Genomic DNA, 16,890 nt, shown 5'->3' with positions numbered 1-16,890 from the left:
GACGGTGATGATACATCGCCGTCCTTTTACTTCTGAATAAAGTAGTATTTTTCAGACAAAAATTCCGTAAATGGAATATTCGTTTATAATTAGGATAATCTTAAAAGGGACCCCTGAAAAAGTGGTTAACAAGGAAAAAATGAAAGTTATCCGATCTGTATTTTTTATGCCTTATGGTCTCATCTTTTTTAGCCGGAATTGCAAAAACCTTCCTGGAGAAGGGTGGTTACCATGAAGGTTCTACTGGAGAATGTTTATCATTCTGATTGCTATTTTCTGCCGATAAGAGATAGTCAGCAAAATCTTGTTGGGATTGAATTAATAACCCATTTCTCCAGTGAAGACGGTACGGTTCGCATCCCAACGACGCGGGTTATGGCGCAACTTTCCGAGGAGCAGCATTGGCAGTTATTTGTCGAGCAGTTGGAATTACTTAAATCATGCCAACATTTTTTTATTCGACACAAACTCTTTGCATGGGTTAATTTGACACCGCAAGTGGCAAGGTTATTATTAATTGATAATAATTACGCAGCCCAACTATTAAAAATCCCCTTTGTTGAATTGCGGATTAATGAAAATTATCCACAGCTTAATGAGGGGAAAGATAATTACAACCTTTTGCACTTATCGCAAATTTTTCCATTGGTATTGGGAAATTTAGGTGCGGGAAACAGTACCATGAAAGCGATATTTGATGGTCTTTTCACCCGAGTTATGTTGGATAAAGGCTTTGTTCAGCAACAAATAGCTAATACATCCTTCGCGCCATTTATTCGTGCTATTCATGCGCAAATATCACCCTGTTGCAACTATATCATTGCGGCGGGTATTGATACCTCAGGAATGTTGGCGAAAATAACGCCGTATGGTTTCCATGCCCTACAAGGAAGCTTATGGCCAGCCGTTCCCGTAAGCAAGGTAACAACTCTGGTTCAGCGATAACCCCTTTGTTTGCTGGTGTTTAAGACGAGGGTTACCGTCTACACTATCAGACAGGAGGATCTATGACCCTGTCTTTTATTACTCGCTGGCGTGATGAATTACCTGCAACTTATACATCACTTTCCCCCACGCCTTTAAATAATGCCCGGCTGATCTGGTATAACGCCGAACTGGCTAATACGCTGGGTATTCCATCGTCGCTGTTTGAAAGTGGCGCGGGCGTCTGGGGAGGAGAAACATTACTACCGGGCATGTCACCACTGGCGCAGGTCTACAGTGGTCATCAGTTTGGCGTCTGGGCGGGCCAGTTGGGTGACGGGCGCGGCATTCTACTTGGTGAGCAACAGCTTGCCGATGGCACCACAATGGACTGGCATTTGAAAGGTGCGGGGCTGACGCCTTATTCGCGAATGGGCGATGGACGGGCGGTATTACGCTCTACGATTCGCGAAAGCCTCGCCAGCGAGGCGATGCATTACCTGGGCATTCCAACGACGCGCGCTTTAAGTATTGTCACCAGCGATACGCCGGTTTATCGGGAAACGGTGGAATCGGGCGCGATGCTGATGCGTGTGGCGCGCAGTCACTTACGATTTGGCCACTTCGAGCACTTTTATTATCGCCGCGAGCCGGAAAAAGTTCGCCAGTTGGCTGATTTTGCCATTCGTCATTACTGGCCGCACCTTCAGGATGATGAGAACAAATACCGTCTCTGGTTTACCGATGTTGTTGCACGTACCGCGTCGTTAATTGCTAACTGGCAGACAGTCGGCTTTGCACATGGCGTGATGAACACTGACAATATGTCAATTCTCGGATTGACGCTCGATTACGGACCGTTTGGTTTTCTTGATGATTACGAACCGGGCTTTATCTGTAATCACTCGGATCATCAAGGGCGTTACAGTTTTGATAATCAACCTGCCGTCGCGTTGTGGAATTTACAGCGTCTGGCACAGACATTATCGCCATTTATTTCTGTGGATGCGTTGAATGAGGCACTGGACAGCTATCAGCAGGTTTTGTTGAGCCAATATGGGCAACGGATGCGCCGAAAACTGGGCTTCATGACGGAGCAAAAAGAGGATAACGTTTTGCTGAGTGAATTATTCAGCCTGATGGCGCGAGAGCGCAGCGATTATACCCGCACATTCCGCATGTTGAGTCTGACCGGGCAGCACAGCGCGGCATCACCACTGCGTGATGAATTTATTGATCGTGCGGCGTTTGATAACTGGTTTGCGCGTTATCGGGCGCGTTTGCAGCAAGATGAAGTCACCGACAGCGAACGTCAGCAACTTATGCAGAGCGTCAATCCGGCGCTGGTGTTGCGTAACTGGCTGGCACAACGGGCCATCGAGGCGGCAGAACAAGGCGATATGACGGAGTTACATCGCCTGCATGAGGCGTTGCGAAATCCTTTCAGCGACAGAGATGATGATTATGTCAGCCGTCCACCGGACTGGGGCAAACGGCTGGAAGTCAGTTGTTCAAGTTAAACGCTACTTGGTCAGCAACAGTTTGCCTGCCTGTGTTTTACGTAGCAGATATTCTTGTCCGTCATGATCAATGATGAGCTTGCCATCCGGACCTAGCAGTGTCTGGCTGGCAATCCGCCGAATGGGCTGTGGAGAAGGAGCCTTCTGATTTGCATCCGTTTTAGGCGTGAGTCTGCTGCTATCCGTATAGCTCATAAAAATTAATAATAATTGATATAACAATGATTCTTATTATCAATATAATATTGCGTCAGGGCAAGTAATAATTCGTTGAGAAGACAACAGGTTGAGCAGAAATGCCCATTCCCGACGGAATGGGCACGCATTCAGAAGCGGGTATCTACCGCAGAGGCGAGTTTTTCGATCAGGTGTTCGGTATCTTCCCAGCCTAAACACGGGTCGGTAATGGATTGGCCATAGGTGAGCGGCTGACCGCTGACAATTTTTTGCGTACCTTCGCGCAGGAAACTTTCCGCCATAATGCCGGCAATCGCCGTAGAGCCATTGCGGATTTGCTGACAAATATCTTCACAGACTTCTAACTGGCGACGATGCTGCTTTTGGCAATTGCCGTGGCTGAAATCCACCACCAGATGTTCTGGTAAATCAAACTCGTGCAATGTATCGCAGGCGGCGGCGATATCATCGGCATGGTAATTCGGTTTTTTGCCGCCACGCATAATAATGTGGCCATACGGGTTGCCGCTGGTCTGGTAAATGGTCATCTGGCCGTTTTTGTCTGGCGAGAGGAACATATGGCTGGCGCGGGCAGCACGGATTGCATCTACGGCAATCCGCGTGTTGCCATCAGTGCCATTTTTAAAACCTACCGGGCAGGAGAGAGCTGAAGCCATTTCACGGTGGATCTGGCTTTCGGTTGTGCGTGCGCCAATCGCCCCCCAGCTAATCAGATCGGCAATAAACTGACCGGTCACCATATCGAGAAACTCAGTGGCAGTGGGCACACCCAGTTCATTCACCTGCAACAGTAACTTGCGCGCCAGTTCGAGGCCGTGATTTACGCGATAGCTGCCGTTTAAATCCGGGTCGGAAATTAATCCTTTCCAGCCGACAACGGTGCGCGGTTTTTCAAAATAAGTGCGCATTACGATTTCCAGCCGTGACTGGTACTGATTACGCAGCGCCTGCAGACGGGTGGCGTACTCCATTGCAGCGGTAAGATCGTGGATCGAACAGGGACCAATAACGACCAACAGTCGCTTGTCTTCACCATTCAATATTTTTTCAATTCTACGCCGGGAATCAATTACATGGCTGGCAACGCCAGGCGTTACGGGATACCGCAGCGCGAGTTCAGCGGGCGTTACCAGACTCTCGATACGCGCAGTACGGAGTTCGTCAGTTCTGTTCATTACAAGTCTCAGAAATTTGTTGCTTCAACGGCAGGGTTGCCAGGAAGTGATGCGCATCACGATAAACCAATCCCTGCTGATTTCAAGTGCGAGGCAGGCAACACCTCGCGCAATTGACGGCATAGTAACAAAAAAACGAACTTCTATACTAGTTTTCTAGTACATTCTCCGACTAAGTCCCATGATATCAAGGATTTTGGTGGCAATCTCTTCTACCGAATAATTGGTACTGTTGAGCCACGGGATCTGATTTTTACGGTACAACGCTTCCACTTCTGCGACTTCCATCCGGCACTGACGCAACGAGGCATAGCGGCTGTTCTCTCTACGTTCTTCGCGAATGGCTGCCAGCCGCTCCGGGTCAATAGTCAGGCCGAACAACTTATGCTGAAGTGGTTTGAGCGACGCAGGCAGGACCAGGTTGTCCATATCATCGGCAATAAAGGGGTAGTTTGCTGCGCGAATGCCAAACTGCATCGCGAGGTAAAGGCTGGTAGGTGTTTTACCACAGCGAGAGACGCCGAGCAGGATCACTTGCGCCTGATCCAGATTGCGCAACGAAATGCCGTCATCATGGGCGAGGGTGTAATCAATCGCCGCAATGCGCGCATCATATTTATTAAGATTATTAGGGTTCAGGCCGTGGGTACGGTGAGCAATTGGTGTCGGGTCCAGCTTCATCTCTTGTTGTAGCGGAGCAACCAGCGCCTGAACAATATCCTGACAAAACCCTTCGCTTTGCAAAATGATGTTGCGAATCTCCGGTAACACAATGGAGTAAAAGACCAGCGGGCGCACGCCCGTCTGCTGGTAAATCGCGTCGATCTGATCTTTCACCGCCCGTGCACGGCTCTCATTTTCGACAAACGGCAGCGTAATGCTGCTGATAGTAACGGGAAATTGCGACATGACTGCGTGACCTAATACCTCCGCAGTAATTGCCGTACCATCAGAAATATAAAAAACGTGGCGATCAACAGCATTATCCATTTTGTTCTTCCCGAGATGCAGACATAATTCTATGAAAGCATAAATTAAAAATGCACAGAAGCGTAGAACGTTATGACTGGTTTATAAAATGAACCTTCAATTTTATTTTTTATGAAAATAGCATTTCATTTTTATGGTTTCGTTTATACCGATGGTTTATGTGGGAATTATCGAAGATAGTGGATTTGCGCAACGCTGGGAGCAGTCTTAAAAAGCAAAAAAATATATTTGCTTGAACGATTCACCGTTTTTTTCATCCGGTTAAATATGCAAAGATAAATGCGCAGAAATGTGTTTCTCAAACCGTTCATTTATCACAAAAGGATTGTTCGATGTCCAACAATGGCTCGTCACCGCTGGTGCTTTGGTATAACCAACTCGGCATGAATGATGTAGACAGGGTTGGGGGCAAAAATGCCTCCCTGGGTGAAATGATTACTAACCTTTCCGGAATGGGTGTTTCCGTTCCGAATGGTTTTGCCACAACCGCCGATGCGTTTAACCAGTTTCTGGATCAAAGCGGCGTAAACCAGCGCATTTATGAACTGCTGGATAAAACGGATATTGACGATGTTACCCAGCTTGCGAAAGCGGGCGCGCAAATCCGCCAGTGGATTATCGACACTCCCTTCCAGCCTGAGCTGGAAAATGCCATCCGCGAAGCCTATGCCCAGCTTTCTGCCGATGACGAAAACGCCTCTTTTGCAGTGCGTTCCTCCGCCACCGCAGAAGACATGCCGGATGCCTCCTTTGCCGGTCAGCAGGAAACTTTCCTTAACGTTCAGGGGTTTGACGCCGTCCTCGTAGCTGTGAAACATGTCTTTGCGTCCCTGTTTAATGATCGCGCTATCTCTTATCGCGTTCACCAGGGGTACGATCACCGTGGCGTGGCGCTCTCCGCCGGTGTTCAGCGGATGGTGCGTTCCGACCTCGCATCCTCTGGCGTGATGTTCTCCATTGATACCGAATCCGGTTTCGACCAGGTGGTGTTTATCACTTCCGCATGGGGCCTCGGTGAAATGGTGGTGCAGGGCGCGGTTAATCCGGATGAATTTTACGTGCATAAACCGACGCTGGCGGCGAATCGTCCGGCTATCGTGCGCCGCACGATGGGATCGAAAAAAATCCGCATGGTCTACGCGCCGACTCAGGAACATGGCAAACAGGTTAAAATTGAAGATGTGCCACAGGAACAGCGTGACATCTTCTCGCTGACCAACGAAGAAGTGCAGGAACTGGCAAAACAGGCCGTACAAATTGAGAAACACTACGGTCGCCCGATGGACATTGAGTGGGCAAAAGATGGTCACACCGGCAAATTGTTCATTGTGCAGGCGCGTCCAGAAACCGTGCGTTCACGCGGCCAGGTCACGGAACGTTATACCCTGCATTCACAGGGCAAGATTATCGCAGAAGGCCGTGCTATCGGCCATCGCATTGGCGCAGGCCCGGTGAAAGTCATTCATGACATCAGCGAAATGAACCGCATCGAACCAGGTGATGTGCTGGTCACCGACATGACCGACCCGGACTGGGAACCGATCATGAAGAAAGCGTCGGCCATCGTCACTAACCGTGGTGGGCGTACCTGTCACGCGGCGATCATCGCTCGTGAACTGGGTATTCCGGCGGTAGTCGGCTGTGGTGATGCAACCGAACGGATGAAAGACGGTGAGAAGGTTACCGTTTCCTGTGCCGAAGGCGACACCGGTTACGTTTATGCCGAACTGCTGGAATTCAGCGTGAAAAGCTCCAGCGTGGAAACCATGCCGGATCTGCCGCTGAAAGTGATGATGAACGTCGGTAACCCGGATCGTGCGTTTGACTTCGCCTGCCTGCCAAACGAAGGCGTGGGTCTGGCGCGTCTGGAATTTATCATCAACCGCATGATTGGCGTTCACCCGCGCGCACTGCTCGAGTTTGACGACCAGGAACCGCAGTTGCAAAACGAAATCCGCGAGATGATGAAAGGTTTTGATTCTCCGCGTGAATTTTATGTTGGTCGTCTGACCGAAGGGATCGCGACGCTGGGCGCTGCGTTTTATCCGAAGCGCGTCATTGTTCGTCTCTCGGACTTTAAATCTAACGAATACGCCAACCTGGTGGGCGGCGAGCGTTACGAGCCGCATGAAGAGAACCCGATGCTTGGCTTCCGTGGCGCGGGGCGCTACGTTTCCGAAAGTTTCCGCGACTGCTTCGCGCTGGAGTGTGAAGCGGTGAAACGTGTGCGCAACGACATGGGGTTAACCAACGTTGAGATCATGATCCCGTTCGTGCGTACCGTTGAGCAGGCGAAAGCGGTTGTTGAAGAACTGGCGCGTCAGGGGCTGAAACGTGGTGAGAACGGGCTGAAGATCATCATGATGTGTGAAATTCCGTCCAACGCCTTGCTCGCTGAACAGTTCCTCGAATATTTCGATGGTTTTTCTATCGGCTCAAACGATATGACACAGTTGGCGCTCGGTCTGGATCGTGACTCCGGCGTAGTTTCTGAACTGTTCGATGAGCGCAATGACGCCGTGAAAGCACTGTTATCAATGGCGATCCGTGCCGCGAAGAAACAGGGCAAATATGTCGGGATTTGCGGTCAGGGCCCGTCTGACCACGAGGACTTTGCTGCATGGTTGATGGAGGAAGGGATCGATAGCTTGTCCCTGAACCCGGATACCGTGGTGCAAACATGGTTAAGTCTGGCTGAACTGAAAAAGTAAAATAAATACCCGGCGGCGTCCTGTCGCCGGGCTTACGCTATTTCCGCATACGAAACTTATTCCATGATTTCGCAATAACGCTGGGTTAATCGCTGAATAATATCTTTCCTTAACAAAAACTTTTGTATTTTACCGGATGGTTTACGTTGGTTAAGGGGCAGGCTAAGTTTGGTGCTGTCATCAAGCGTGAAGTCACCAGAAATAAAGCGATTAACCGGTGCGCCGCCATAAAGCTGAGTTTGATCGGGATCGACAACAACGATATCCACCAGATAACCCGGAATACGGACAGATTTGGGATGCAGCGTGGCTTTCTTAACCATCTTCTGCACCTGCATCATCACGATACCGCCGTTATTGTGCACCGCCTGGGTAATAACCAATGCGTCGAGATACATCACTTCATCTTCAAAGGTGGCATAGCCTTCGCTGTCGCAGGTGGTGGCGCGAATAAAGGCGATATTCGGCGCAATCGCTTTGTAATAGAGATATTCTTTATTATCAAACTCGACCATTTTAATCAGGTCTTCGTTGGTCACTTCCTTAAGTTTTCCGCCTTGTTGGCGAGGGTCGACAAATGTGCCGATACCAATATCGCTAATAATCCCCGGCTGGTGGGTAGCGGCGGCGCGCAATGTTTGGGTGAGCACACCTTGTGGATAGTTATAGGCAACAATTTTATTTTGTTCTGCAAGGTCAGAAATACGCGGCGATTGTCCCCAGTGTCCGCATAATGCCCATTTCACAAGACCTTCTTGCGCCAGCGGACTAATACCGCGATCGCCAAGCCCTGTAGGGCTAATAATTGATAAATTACGCGGTGTCTGGGTCTGCTTATATTTATCAGCAAGAACGGTAATTAATGTGGTGGCCTCCAGAATACCGCCGCCAGCGCCTAATATACAAAGCCTTGCTTCGTCGGGGATATAATTTACTGCTTCCTGTGCCGACAGGATCGGCACTCGTCCATTAATACGAGATGGTTTACAGGTTTCATTATTTTTTTCCTGATTCAGGTGTGAATTTCCCTGCGTCAGCCAGAAAAATAGCGCGCAGATATTCACGGAATATTTTTATTAAATACTCTTAAAATACTTACTTTTATTTCGGCGGGTAAGGAAGTTCCCGCCGGAGCGTTATTTATTATGCCTGATGCAAAATAGTTAATACTGTGCGTAAATCATTCACCGATATTTGCCCCGGCGCAGAGGCTTTTTTTACTGCGCCAAAGGTTGCCGCCGAACCAAATACTTCACCGGCCAGACGAGAAATTACGCCAGTTTTTGCCATCGACATCGTAATGATTGGACGATCGGCATACTGTTCCTGCATCTCCAGGGTCGCGGCAAGTAATGTCAGCACATCGCTGGTGCTTTGTGGCATCAGTGCAATTTTGGGAATATCGGCGTCGAAGGACTGCATTTTGCGCAGACGGGCGATGATTTCTTTGGCCTCTGGCGTTTTATGGAAATCATGATTGGACATGACAACCTTCACATCATGCGCGTGAGCGTAGGCGATGGTTTCTTTAACCTGATCATCGCCGGTAAATAACTCCAGATCGATCATATCGACCAGACCACTGTCGATGGCTGCGCGATTGAGCGCAATATACGCTTCTGTCGAAAGTGCCTGCTCACCGCCTTCTTTGGCGCTGCGGAAGGTAAACAGCAGTGGTTTTTCCGGCATTATCTCACGGATAGCTTTTGCCGCTGCCATGACCGACTCTACACAGGAGAGGTCGGCAAAGTGATCCACGCGCCATTCCAGAATATCAAAGTCCGCTTCACGATAGATGAGAGCTTCAGATTTCACGCTGGCGATATCTTTCGCCATCAGCGAGACGATGATTTTTGGTACGCCCGTGCCAATGACGAGATCTTTTACGGTTACGGTTTTCATTTTTTACCCTTTCTGCACGCGGTCAGCCTGTCAGGCGTCGAACCCCATGACCTGTTTAACGTATTCCAGAGGGAAATCTTTGCCAGTCCATAACGTGAACTGTTCAGCCCCTTGCCACAACAACATGCCGTATCCATCAATCGTTTTGCAACCTGCTTGTTGCGCCTGCTGTAATAACTTCGTCATATGCGGGTTATACACGCATTCAGTGACCAGAAGTCCTGGATGTAACAAACTGATATCATTAACTAAAGACTCATTCTTAAGGGGTTTCATTCCTACTTTTGTGCCGTTGGTTAAAATGTCGGCAGAAGCCAGCGCTTCAGCAAAGGCTTGCTGGTCGGCAAGATCGGTGACTGTTACGACACAATCGGTGTTTTCATTAACCCGTTGCGCGAAGGCGAGGGCTTTATCGAAAAACTCATCCCGACGGTTAAAGCGTTTAATTTCTTTTAAACCTTCAATTGCACCCTGAGCGCCAATTGCCGTTGATGCACCACCGGCACCTAAAAGCACCATAGTTTTGCCTTTGATATCAAAACCGCTCTCTTTAATAGCGCGAATATGACCCGTGCCGTCAGTGTTATAGCCGCGCAGGTAGCCGTCATCATTGACGATGGTATTGATCGTCCCCACCAGTTTTGCCGCTGGCGTTAATTCATCAACATATTCACACGCCAGTTGTTTGTTTGGCATCGACACACCGGTTCCGCGCATTTTCAAGGCTTTTAATCCTTCAATTGCACCGGCAAAGCTGTCGTTATCCACCTCAAAGGCCATATAGGTAAATGGCAATCCCGCTTTTTCTAAGGCTTTATTCTGCATTTCAGGCGATAAGCTATGGCGGATAGGATAAGCCATCAGCCCAATTAATTCATATTTAGCCGTAACATCCATAATTAACACCAGAGCCAGCAGAGCAAAAGTGAAATCGAGAACGATGATATATTGCAGGCCGATATTCGACAGATAACCGGTAATCAGTGGAATAACAAAGTTAGCCAATCCCCCCATCATCATATAAATACTGGTGACTTTGGCTTTGCTTTTTGGGAAGAACTCTGACATGACCGAAATACCGAGCTGTAAAATACCGCCAGCAGCAGAGAAACCGATAACAAAGGCTCCGGCATTACACACCAGCGGAGAAGGGTAGAGATAGATAATGGCGGCAGTGATCGTTGCCAGCGCAGAGCTAAAAACATTAGCCCAGATGGGGCGTACCATTTTTTCAGTAGCGCAGCAAAGATAAAGACACAGACCAGCGAACCCATACGGTTTTTAAAGCCTCGGCCTCCGACATACCGGCAAATGCCATCGCATATTTGGGCATCCACACCACTATCACATAAAAGGTCGAGAATGCCGCGACACCGAACACTACCGATGAAACACCTTCCAGCCAGACTAACGGTTTGCTGTTCATTTGCGGTAATTCTCCGGCAACGCCAGCATCAACCCGTTGGCTGGGGAATTTGCTTTTCAATAGCATCAATGTAATAAGTACAAATAATATGCCTGGGATAATTAACCCATAGCCGTACCAGATGTTATTCAGCAGCATATAACTCACCAGCATTGGATAGAACATTTGCCCGAATGAGATCATCGCTTTAACCAGAATTACCGCTGAACCGGAGGCTTTCGGGAAACATTCCATCAGCGCGGGGTAGCCACCAGTATCCAGTGCTGAGTTGGCGATACCGACGCACACAGCCAGACAGTAAGCGAGGGTTAAATTCGGGCAGGCAGGAATACCAAATAAAAACAGCATTTTCATAAGTTCCACTTAGCAATTTTGCTTTAAAAAGTGTGGCGATGTTGCGTCAATATCCGGTCATTATTCTTGTAATAATGGCTATTGATTCCCGTTAAAATATCAACAAAGACGCTCAAGGTCGTGCGCATATAATTCAGCGGCTACCGATTGATAAATCTTCCAGTCAATAAAATTGCCATCAGGGTAGACACGTTGAAACGCAGTTAAGTCAGGGAAGGAACGCATGGTATTATTGCCGATGCGGTTATTTATTTTCTTTATGATAGCGTGAAGATGTTTTTTTCTTTGCTGACGCATAGCCAGCAGTTGTTCAACAACGCGATCAGGAATGGCACGTTTGCCGTCTTCCCACTGTTTCCAGCTTTCACTGTCACCCGTCAGGGCAATCCAGGTCGCGCATTCATCAATAGTCATGGCAAAAATATGGCGTAGTGCCTGGAGTTCATAAGCGTTCATTGTGTAATGGCTGCATGAATAAAAGGATAAAATATAAATAACACTATCAGCCAGCTAACGGCTTGAAGAGAATCACAGTATCTTGTGCAATATTCCTGGATATATCGAGAGGCGAGTTGTTGGGGCGAAAAAGTGTTAAAAAAAAGCCCATCATGGGAGATGGGCAAAGACTACACACAGCAATTCGTTTTTCACTCAGGGGATTCCATGCTTATAAATCAATATGTTGATTTATAACCGTGAGCTAATAGTAGGCATACGGACTTTTTGCGTCGATCAGATTCGTCTCATTAGTTTAAAAACTGTAAAGGATTTGCGACAGGTAAGCGTTGCTGAATGGCAGTAAGCAAGAGGGTGAATGAAAAAAAGGAAATATTAATTAGCCCTGATTAACAATCAGGCGGCAAAGCCGCCTGATGAGAGATTTACTTATTCGTTTTTTCAATTTCGCCCAGTTCTTCGATAATTTCCTCCGGCTGGTCAGTCGGCGGCGGGACTTCTTCCACCCACGCGGCAAACAGACGCCAGGAAACAGCCAGAAGTACCGGACCAATAAACAAGCCGATCATACCGAAGGCAATCAAACCACCGATGACCCCGGAGAGGATGAGGATGAGCGGTAAATCTGCCCCCATGCGAATTAACATCGGGCGAATAACGTTATCCAGTGTGCCGACCACGCCACTCCACACTAACAATACCGTGCCCCAGGTGGTATCGCCGGTCCAGTAAAGCCAGATGATCGCCGGAATCAACACCGGCAACGGACCAAGCTGGACAAGGCAGGAGAGGATCATTAATACCGTCAGCAGTGTGGCGTAAGGAACGCCGGAAACGGCCAGACCGATCCCACCAAGAACGGCTTGTACTAACGCAGTCACCACAACGCCCAGCGCTACTGCGCGGATAGCCTGCGCCGCCAGCAGTACAGCGGCATCACCGCGAGCGCCTGCCAGACGAGTCGCAAAATGGCGAATACCTTGCGCTACCTGTTCACCGCGCCAGTACAACAGGGCGCTGAATAACAGCATCAGCGCACAATGCACCATAAAGCGACCAATATGTGCCGCTTGTCCGACGAACCAGGTGGTGGTGGTGCCAATATAAGGACGGACTTTCGCCATGATCGCCGTCCCCCCCATATCCAGCAAATTGTGCCAGCCTGCATACAGCTTCGCGCCAATCACCGGAATGGTATTAAGCCACGCTAAATCGGGTAACGTCATGTCACCGCTGGAAATGGCTTTAATTACCGGACCGCTGCCATCGACAATACTGTTAACCAGTAAGGCAATAGGGATGATAAACACCATCACCAACAACAGCGTCATTACCAGAACGGCGAGAGAGCGGCGGCCAAACATGATTTTTTGCAAACGTAACAATACCGGCCAGGTGGCGATAACCACCGTACCGGCCCATGCAAAGCCGAGAATAAAGGGTTGAACAATCCACAGACATGCCACAATCATGATGGCTAAAAACAGCACCGAAAGCAGAATTTGTGCGACATCCCTGGGCTGACGAACATTTACCATAACTACTTTTCACCTTTTTTGTGCGTCAAATCGTCGACGCGACGTGAACACGCGAAACTCACCTGCATAATGATGAGCAATTTCAGCGGTTTTTAACAGGCCGATTCTGCCCTTAATTCTGATGGGCGTGTAAGAAAAAAATGTGGTACAACAAGTGACATAACACGCAAACGATTAATCTCTCATCACAGACCGCAGGAAAGGGTCAATATAATGATTCCACAGATTTCCCAGGCACCCGGCGTCGTTCAACTGGTGCTTAATTTTTTGCAAGAGCTGGAGCAACAGGGTTTTACTGGCGATACGGCGACAAGTTATGCCGATCGTCTGACAATGTCGACCGACAACAGCATTTACCAACTTCTCCCCGATGCGGTGGTATTTCCACGTTCAACCGCAGATGTGGCGTTAATCGCCCGTCTGGCTGCGCAGGAACGCTATTCATCGCTGATCTTCACCCCACGCGGCGGTGGCACCGGCACTAACGGTCAGGCGCTCAACCAGGGGATTATTGTTGATATGTCTCGCCATATGAACCGCATCATCGAAATTAATCCTGAAGAGGGCTGGGTGCGCGTTGAAGCTGGGGTGATTAAAGATCAACTTAACCAGTATCTGAAACCGTTCGGATATTTCTTTGCACCGGAACTTTCGACCAGCAACCGGGCAACGCTCGGCGGGATGATTAATACCGATGCTTCCGGTCAGGGATCGCTGGTCTATGGCAAAACGTCAGATCACGTGCTGGGCGTGCGGGCGGTGTTGTTGGGGGGCGATATTCTCGATACGCAACCTTTACCCGTAGAACTGGCTGAAACGCTGGGTAAAACCAACACCGCTATCGGGCGTATCTATAAAACGGTTTATCAACGCTGCCGCCAGCAGCGGCAGTTAATTATCGACAAGTTCCCCAAACTTAACCGTTTTCTTACCGGTTACGATCTGCGCCATGTCTTTAACGATGAGATGACCGAGTTCGACCTGACTCGTATTCTGACGGGTTCAGAAGGGACGCTGGCCTTTATTACCGAAGCGCGACTGGATATTACTCGTTTGCCTAAAGTGCGCCGTCTGGTGAATGTCAAATATGAATCTTTTGACTCCGCGCTGCGTAATGCGCCGTTTATGGTTGAGGCGCGCGCGCTTTCAGTAGAGACGGTGGACTCTAAAGTGCTGAATCTGGCGCGGGAAGATATCGTCTGGCATTCCGTTAGCGAACTGATTACCGATGTGCCCGACAAAGAGATGCTCGGGCTGAACATTGTTGAATTTGCCGGGGACGATGAGGCGTTGATCGACGAGCGGGTAGACGCACTCTGTGCGCGGCTGGATGAGCTGATCGCCAGCCAGCAAGCGGGCGTGATCGGCTGGCAGGTGTGTTGTGAGCTAGCTGGAGTCGAGCGCATTTATGCGATGCGTAAAAAAGCTGTTGGCCTGCTTGGCAATGCTAAAGGGGCAGCCAAACCGATCCCATTTGCCGAAGATACCTGCGTACCGCCGGAACATCTGGCGGATTATATTGCTGAATTTCGCGCACTGCTCGACAGTCACGGTTTAAGCTATGGCATGTTTGGCCACGTCGATGCGGGGGTCTTGCACGTCCGTCCGGCGCTGGATATGTGCGATCCGCAACAAGAGATTTTGATGAAACAAATCTCTGATGACGTGGTGGCGCTTACCGCGAAATACGGTGGTTTGTTGTGGGGGGAGCACGGTAAAGGTTTTCGTGCCGAATACAGCCCGGCGTTTTTCGGTGAGGAACTTTTCGCTGAACTGCGCAAAGTTAAAGCGGCGTTTGATCCGCATAATCGGCTTAATCCGGGGAAAATTTGTCCGCCAGAAGGTATCGACGCGCCGATGATGAAAGTGGACGCGGTGAAACGCGGTACGTTTGACCGGCAGATCCCTATCGCAGTTCGTCAGCAGTGGCGCGGGGCAATGGAATGTAACGGCAACGGTTTATGCTTCAACTTTGATACTCGTAGCCCAATGTGCCCGTCGATGAAGATAACTCAGAATCGTATCCATTCACCGAAAGGGCGCGCGACACTGGTGCGCGAATGGTTACGTTTGCTGGCTGACCGTGGTGTTGACCCATTAAAACTGGAACAAGAACTGCCTGAAACGCGAGCCAGTTTGCGCACGTTGATTGCCCGCACTCGTAATAGCTGGCATGCCAATAAAGGTGAGTATGACTTCTCCCACGAAGTCAAAGAGGCGATGTCTGGCTGCCTGGCCTGTAAAGCCTGTTCAACCCAGTGCCCTATCAAAATTGATGTGCCGGAGTTCCGCTCTCGTTTCCTGCAACTTTATCACACCCGTTATTTACGCCCGCTGCGTGACCATCTGGTGGCGACGGTCGAGAGTTATGCGCCGCTAATGGCGCGAGCGCCGAAGACGTTTAACTTCTTCATTAACCAACCGCTGGTGCGCAAACTGTCGAAAAAACATATCGGCATGGTCGACTTGCCGCTGCTTTCGGTGCCGTCGTTGCAACAACAAATGGTGGGGCATCGCTCGGCAAACATGACGCTGGAACAGCTTGAAGTGCTTAATGCTGAGCAGAAAGCACGCACGGTGCTGGTGGTGCAAGACCCTTTCACCAGTTATTACGATGCACAGGTGGTAGCGGATTTTGTCCGTCTGGTCGAGAAATTAGGTTTCCAGCCCGTGTTACTGCCGTTCTCACCAAATGGTAAAGCGCAGCATATCAAAGGCTTTCTCAATCGTTTTGCAAAGACAGCGAAAAAGACGGCGGATTTCCTCAACCGCATGGCGAAGCTGGGAATGCCAATGGTGGGCGTCGATCCAGCTCTGGTGCTTTGTTATCGCGACGAATATAAGCTGACGCTGGGCGAGGAGCGCGGTGATTTTCAGGTCTTACTGGCAAATGAATGGCTGGCAAACGCACTTCAGCCACAGCCGGTGGCAGCGGTTAGTGGCGAGCCGTGGTATTTCTTTGGCCACTGTACCGAAGTCACCGCCTTGCCGGGTGCGCCAGCGCAGTGGGCCACGATATTTGCCCGTTTTGGCGCGAAGCTGGAAAATGTCAGTGTGGGTTGCTGCGGCATGGCGGGGACTTACGGACATGAAGCGAAAAATCATAAAAATTCGCTCGGGATCTATGAGTTATCCTGGCATCAGGCGATGCAGCGACTGCCGCGTAATCGCTGCCTGGCAACCGGATATTCCTGCCGAAGCCAGGTAAAACGGGTTGAAGGCACGGGGGTACGCCATCCTGTGCAGGCATTACTGGAGATTATTAAATGATATGGAAACGTAAAATCACCCTTGAGGCGCTGAATGTCATGGGTGAAGGAAACATGGTGGGGTTACTGGATATTCGCTTTGAACATATTGGTGATGACACGCTGGAAGCGACAATGCCAGTAGATCAGCGGACGAAGCAGCCTTTTGGGTTGCTGCATGGCGGGGCGTCTGTGGTTCTGGCTGAGAGTATCGGTTCCGTTGCCGGTTATTTATGTACCGAAGGCGAGCAAAAAGTCGTTGGTCTGGAAATCAATGCCAACCATGTCCGGTCGGCGCGAGAAGGGCGGGTTCGCGGCGTTTGCAAACCGCTGCATCTCGGTTCAAGGCACCAGGTCTGGCAGATTGAAATCTTCGATGAGAAAGAGCGTTTGTGCTGTTCGTCACGATTGACGACCGCCATTTTGTGACGTTGTCACCAGAAAAATG

The 16,890-nt window shown here is 49.6% G+C and carries 13 protein-coding genes, 1 other RNA gene and 1 pseudogene; 5 read left to right on the top strand and 10 right to left on the bottom strand.

The features are described from left to right. Positions 1-231: 231 nt before the first annotated feature. Both BEA93_RS03010 and selO read left to right on the top strand, forming a co-directional pair. A complete protein-coding gene (locus BEA93_RS03010) occupies positions 232-945 on the top strand; it encodes an EAL domain-containing protein (protein ID WP_000866247.1) in 714 nt (237 codons plus the stop codon). Between the two features lie 62 nt (positions 946-1,007). Beyond that, on the top strand, positions 1,008-2,444 hold the full coding sequence (gene selO / locus BEA93_RS03005) for a protein adenylyltransferase SelO (RefSeq protein ID WP_001516312.1): 1,437 nt from the start codon (positions 1,008-1,010) through the stop codon (positions 2,442-2,444). A 3-nt stretch (positions 2,445-2,447) separates the two neighbouring features. On the opposite strand, the gene hemP is transcribed toward selO, so the two are convergent. The 3 genes from hemP to ppsR all read right to left on the bottom strand — a co-directional run bounded on the left by hemP (position 2,448) and on the right by ppsR (position 4,807). Beyond that, a complete protein-coding gene (gene hemP, locus BEA93_RS03000; RefSeq protein WP_001516313.1) occupies positions 2,448-2,639 on the bottom strand; it encodes a hemin uptake protein HemP in 192 nt (63 codons plus the stop codon). Positions 2,640-2,770: 131 nt separating this feature from the next. Then, a complete protein-coding gene (gene aroH, locus BEA93_RS02995; RefSeq protein ID WP_001082210.1) occupies positions 2,771-3,817 on the bottom strand; it encodes a 3-deoxy-7-phosphoheptulonate synthase AroH in 1,047 nt (348 codons plus the stop codon). A 156-nt stretch (positions 3,818-3,973) separates the two neighbouring features. Then, on the bottom strand, positions 3,974-4,807 hold the full coding sequence (gene ppsR, locus BEA93_RS02990) for a posphoenolpyruvate synthetase regulatory kinase/phosphorylase PpsR (RefSeq protein WP_105224314.1): 834 nt from the start codon (positions 4,805-4,807) through the stop codon (positions 3,974-3,976). A 332-nt stretch (positions 4,808-5,139) separates the two neighbouring features. On the opposite strand from ppsR, the gene ppsA reads away from it, so the two are divergent. Continuing rightward, a complete protein-coding gene (gene ppsA / locus BEA93_RS02985) occupies positions 5,140-7,518 on the top strand; it encodes a phosphoenolpyruvate synthase (RefSeq protein ID WP_000069391.1) in 2,379 nt (792 codons plus the stop codon). 56 nt (positions 7,519-7,574) lie between these two features. On the opposite strand, the gene BEA93_RS02980 is transcribed toward ppsA, so the two are convergent. The 7 genes and pseudogenes from BEA93_RS02980 to ydiK form a co-directional block, all read right to left on the bottom strand. Then, positions 7,575-8,534: a CoA-transferase gene (locus tag BEA93_RS02980; RefSeq protein ID WP_085448953.1), complete on the bottom strand. Its 960-nt coding sequence runs from the start codon at positions 8,532-8,534 to the stop codon at positions 7,575-7,577. Between the two features lie 127 nt (positions 8,535-8,661). Next, on the bottom strand, positions 8,662-9,420 hold the full coding sequence (aroD, locus tag BEA93_RS02975) for a type I 3-dehydroquinate dehydratase (protein WP_085448837.1): 759 nt from the start codon (positions 9,418-9,420) through the stop codon (positions 8,662-8,664). A 30-nt stretch (positions 9,421-9,450) separates the two neighbouring features. Further along, positions 9,451-10,317: a quinate/shikimate dehydrogenase gene (ydiB, locus tag BEA93_RS02970; protein ID WP_105224340.1), complete on the bottom strand. Its 867-nt coding sequence runs from the start codon at positions 10,315-10,317 to the stop codon at positions 9,451-9,453. Then, positions 10,297-11,203 (bottom strand): annotated as a pseudogene (locus BEA93_RS02965) (MFS transporter); the annotation flags it as partial. The gene ydiB and the pseudogene BEA93_RS02965, both read right to left, overlap by 21 nt. 96 nt (positions 11,204-11,299) lie before the next feature. Further along, positions 11,300-11,656, bottom strand: coding sequence for a YdiL family protein (locus tag BEA93_RS02960; protein WP_000995294.1), 357 nt, complete (start codon positions 11,654-11,656; stop codon positions 11,300-11,302). Between the two features lie 135 nt (positions 11,657-11,791). Next, an RNA gene (gene rprA / locus BEA93_RS02955) (antisense sRNA RprA) lies at positions 11,792-11,897 on the bottom strand. Between the two features lie 184 nt (positions 11,898-12,081). After that, positions 12,082-13,194, bottom strand: coding sequence for an AI-2E family transporter YdiK (gene ydiK, locus BEA93_RS02950; RefSeq protein WP_001516319.1), 1,113 nt, complete (start codon positions 13,192-13,194; stop codon positions 12,082-12,084). Between the two features lie 213 nt (positions 13,195-13,407). On the opposite strand from ydiK, the gene ydiJ reads away from it, so the two are divergent. After that, entirely contained in the window at positions 13,408-16,464 is a 3,057-nt protein-coding gene (ydiJ, locus tag BEA93_RS02945) for a D-2-hydroxyglutarate dehydrogenase YdiJ (RefSeq protein WP_105224315.1), read from the top strand. Continuing rightward, positions 16,461-16,871, top strand: a complete 411-nt coding sequence (menI, locus tag BEA93_RS02940; RefSeq protein WP_000637992.1) for a 1,4-dihydroxy-2-naphthoyl-CoA hydrolase — start codon at positions 16,461-16,463, stop codon at positions 16,869-16,871. The genes ydiJ and menI overlap by 4 nt, the downstream gene beginning before the upstream one ends. Positions 16,872-16,890 lie beyond the last annotated feature (19 nt).

Source organism: Escherichia sp. MOD1-EC5950 (assembly GCF_002965345.1).
In the GTDB taxonomy this organism is placed as follows: Bacteria; Pseudomonadota; Gammaproteobacteria; order Enterobacterales; family Enterobacteriaceae; genus Escherichia; species Escherichia marmotae.
Note: the sequence above shows the minus strand (reverse complement) of the source record. Positions and strands in the feature narration are given on the sequence as shown.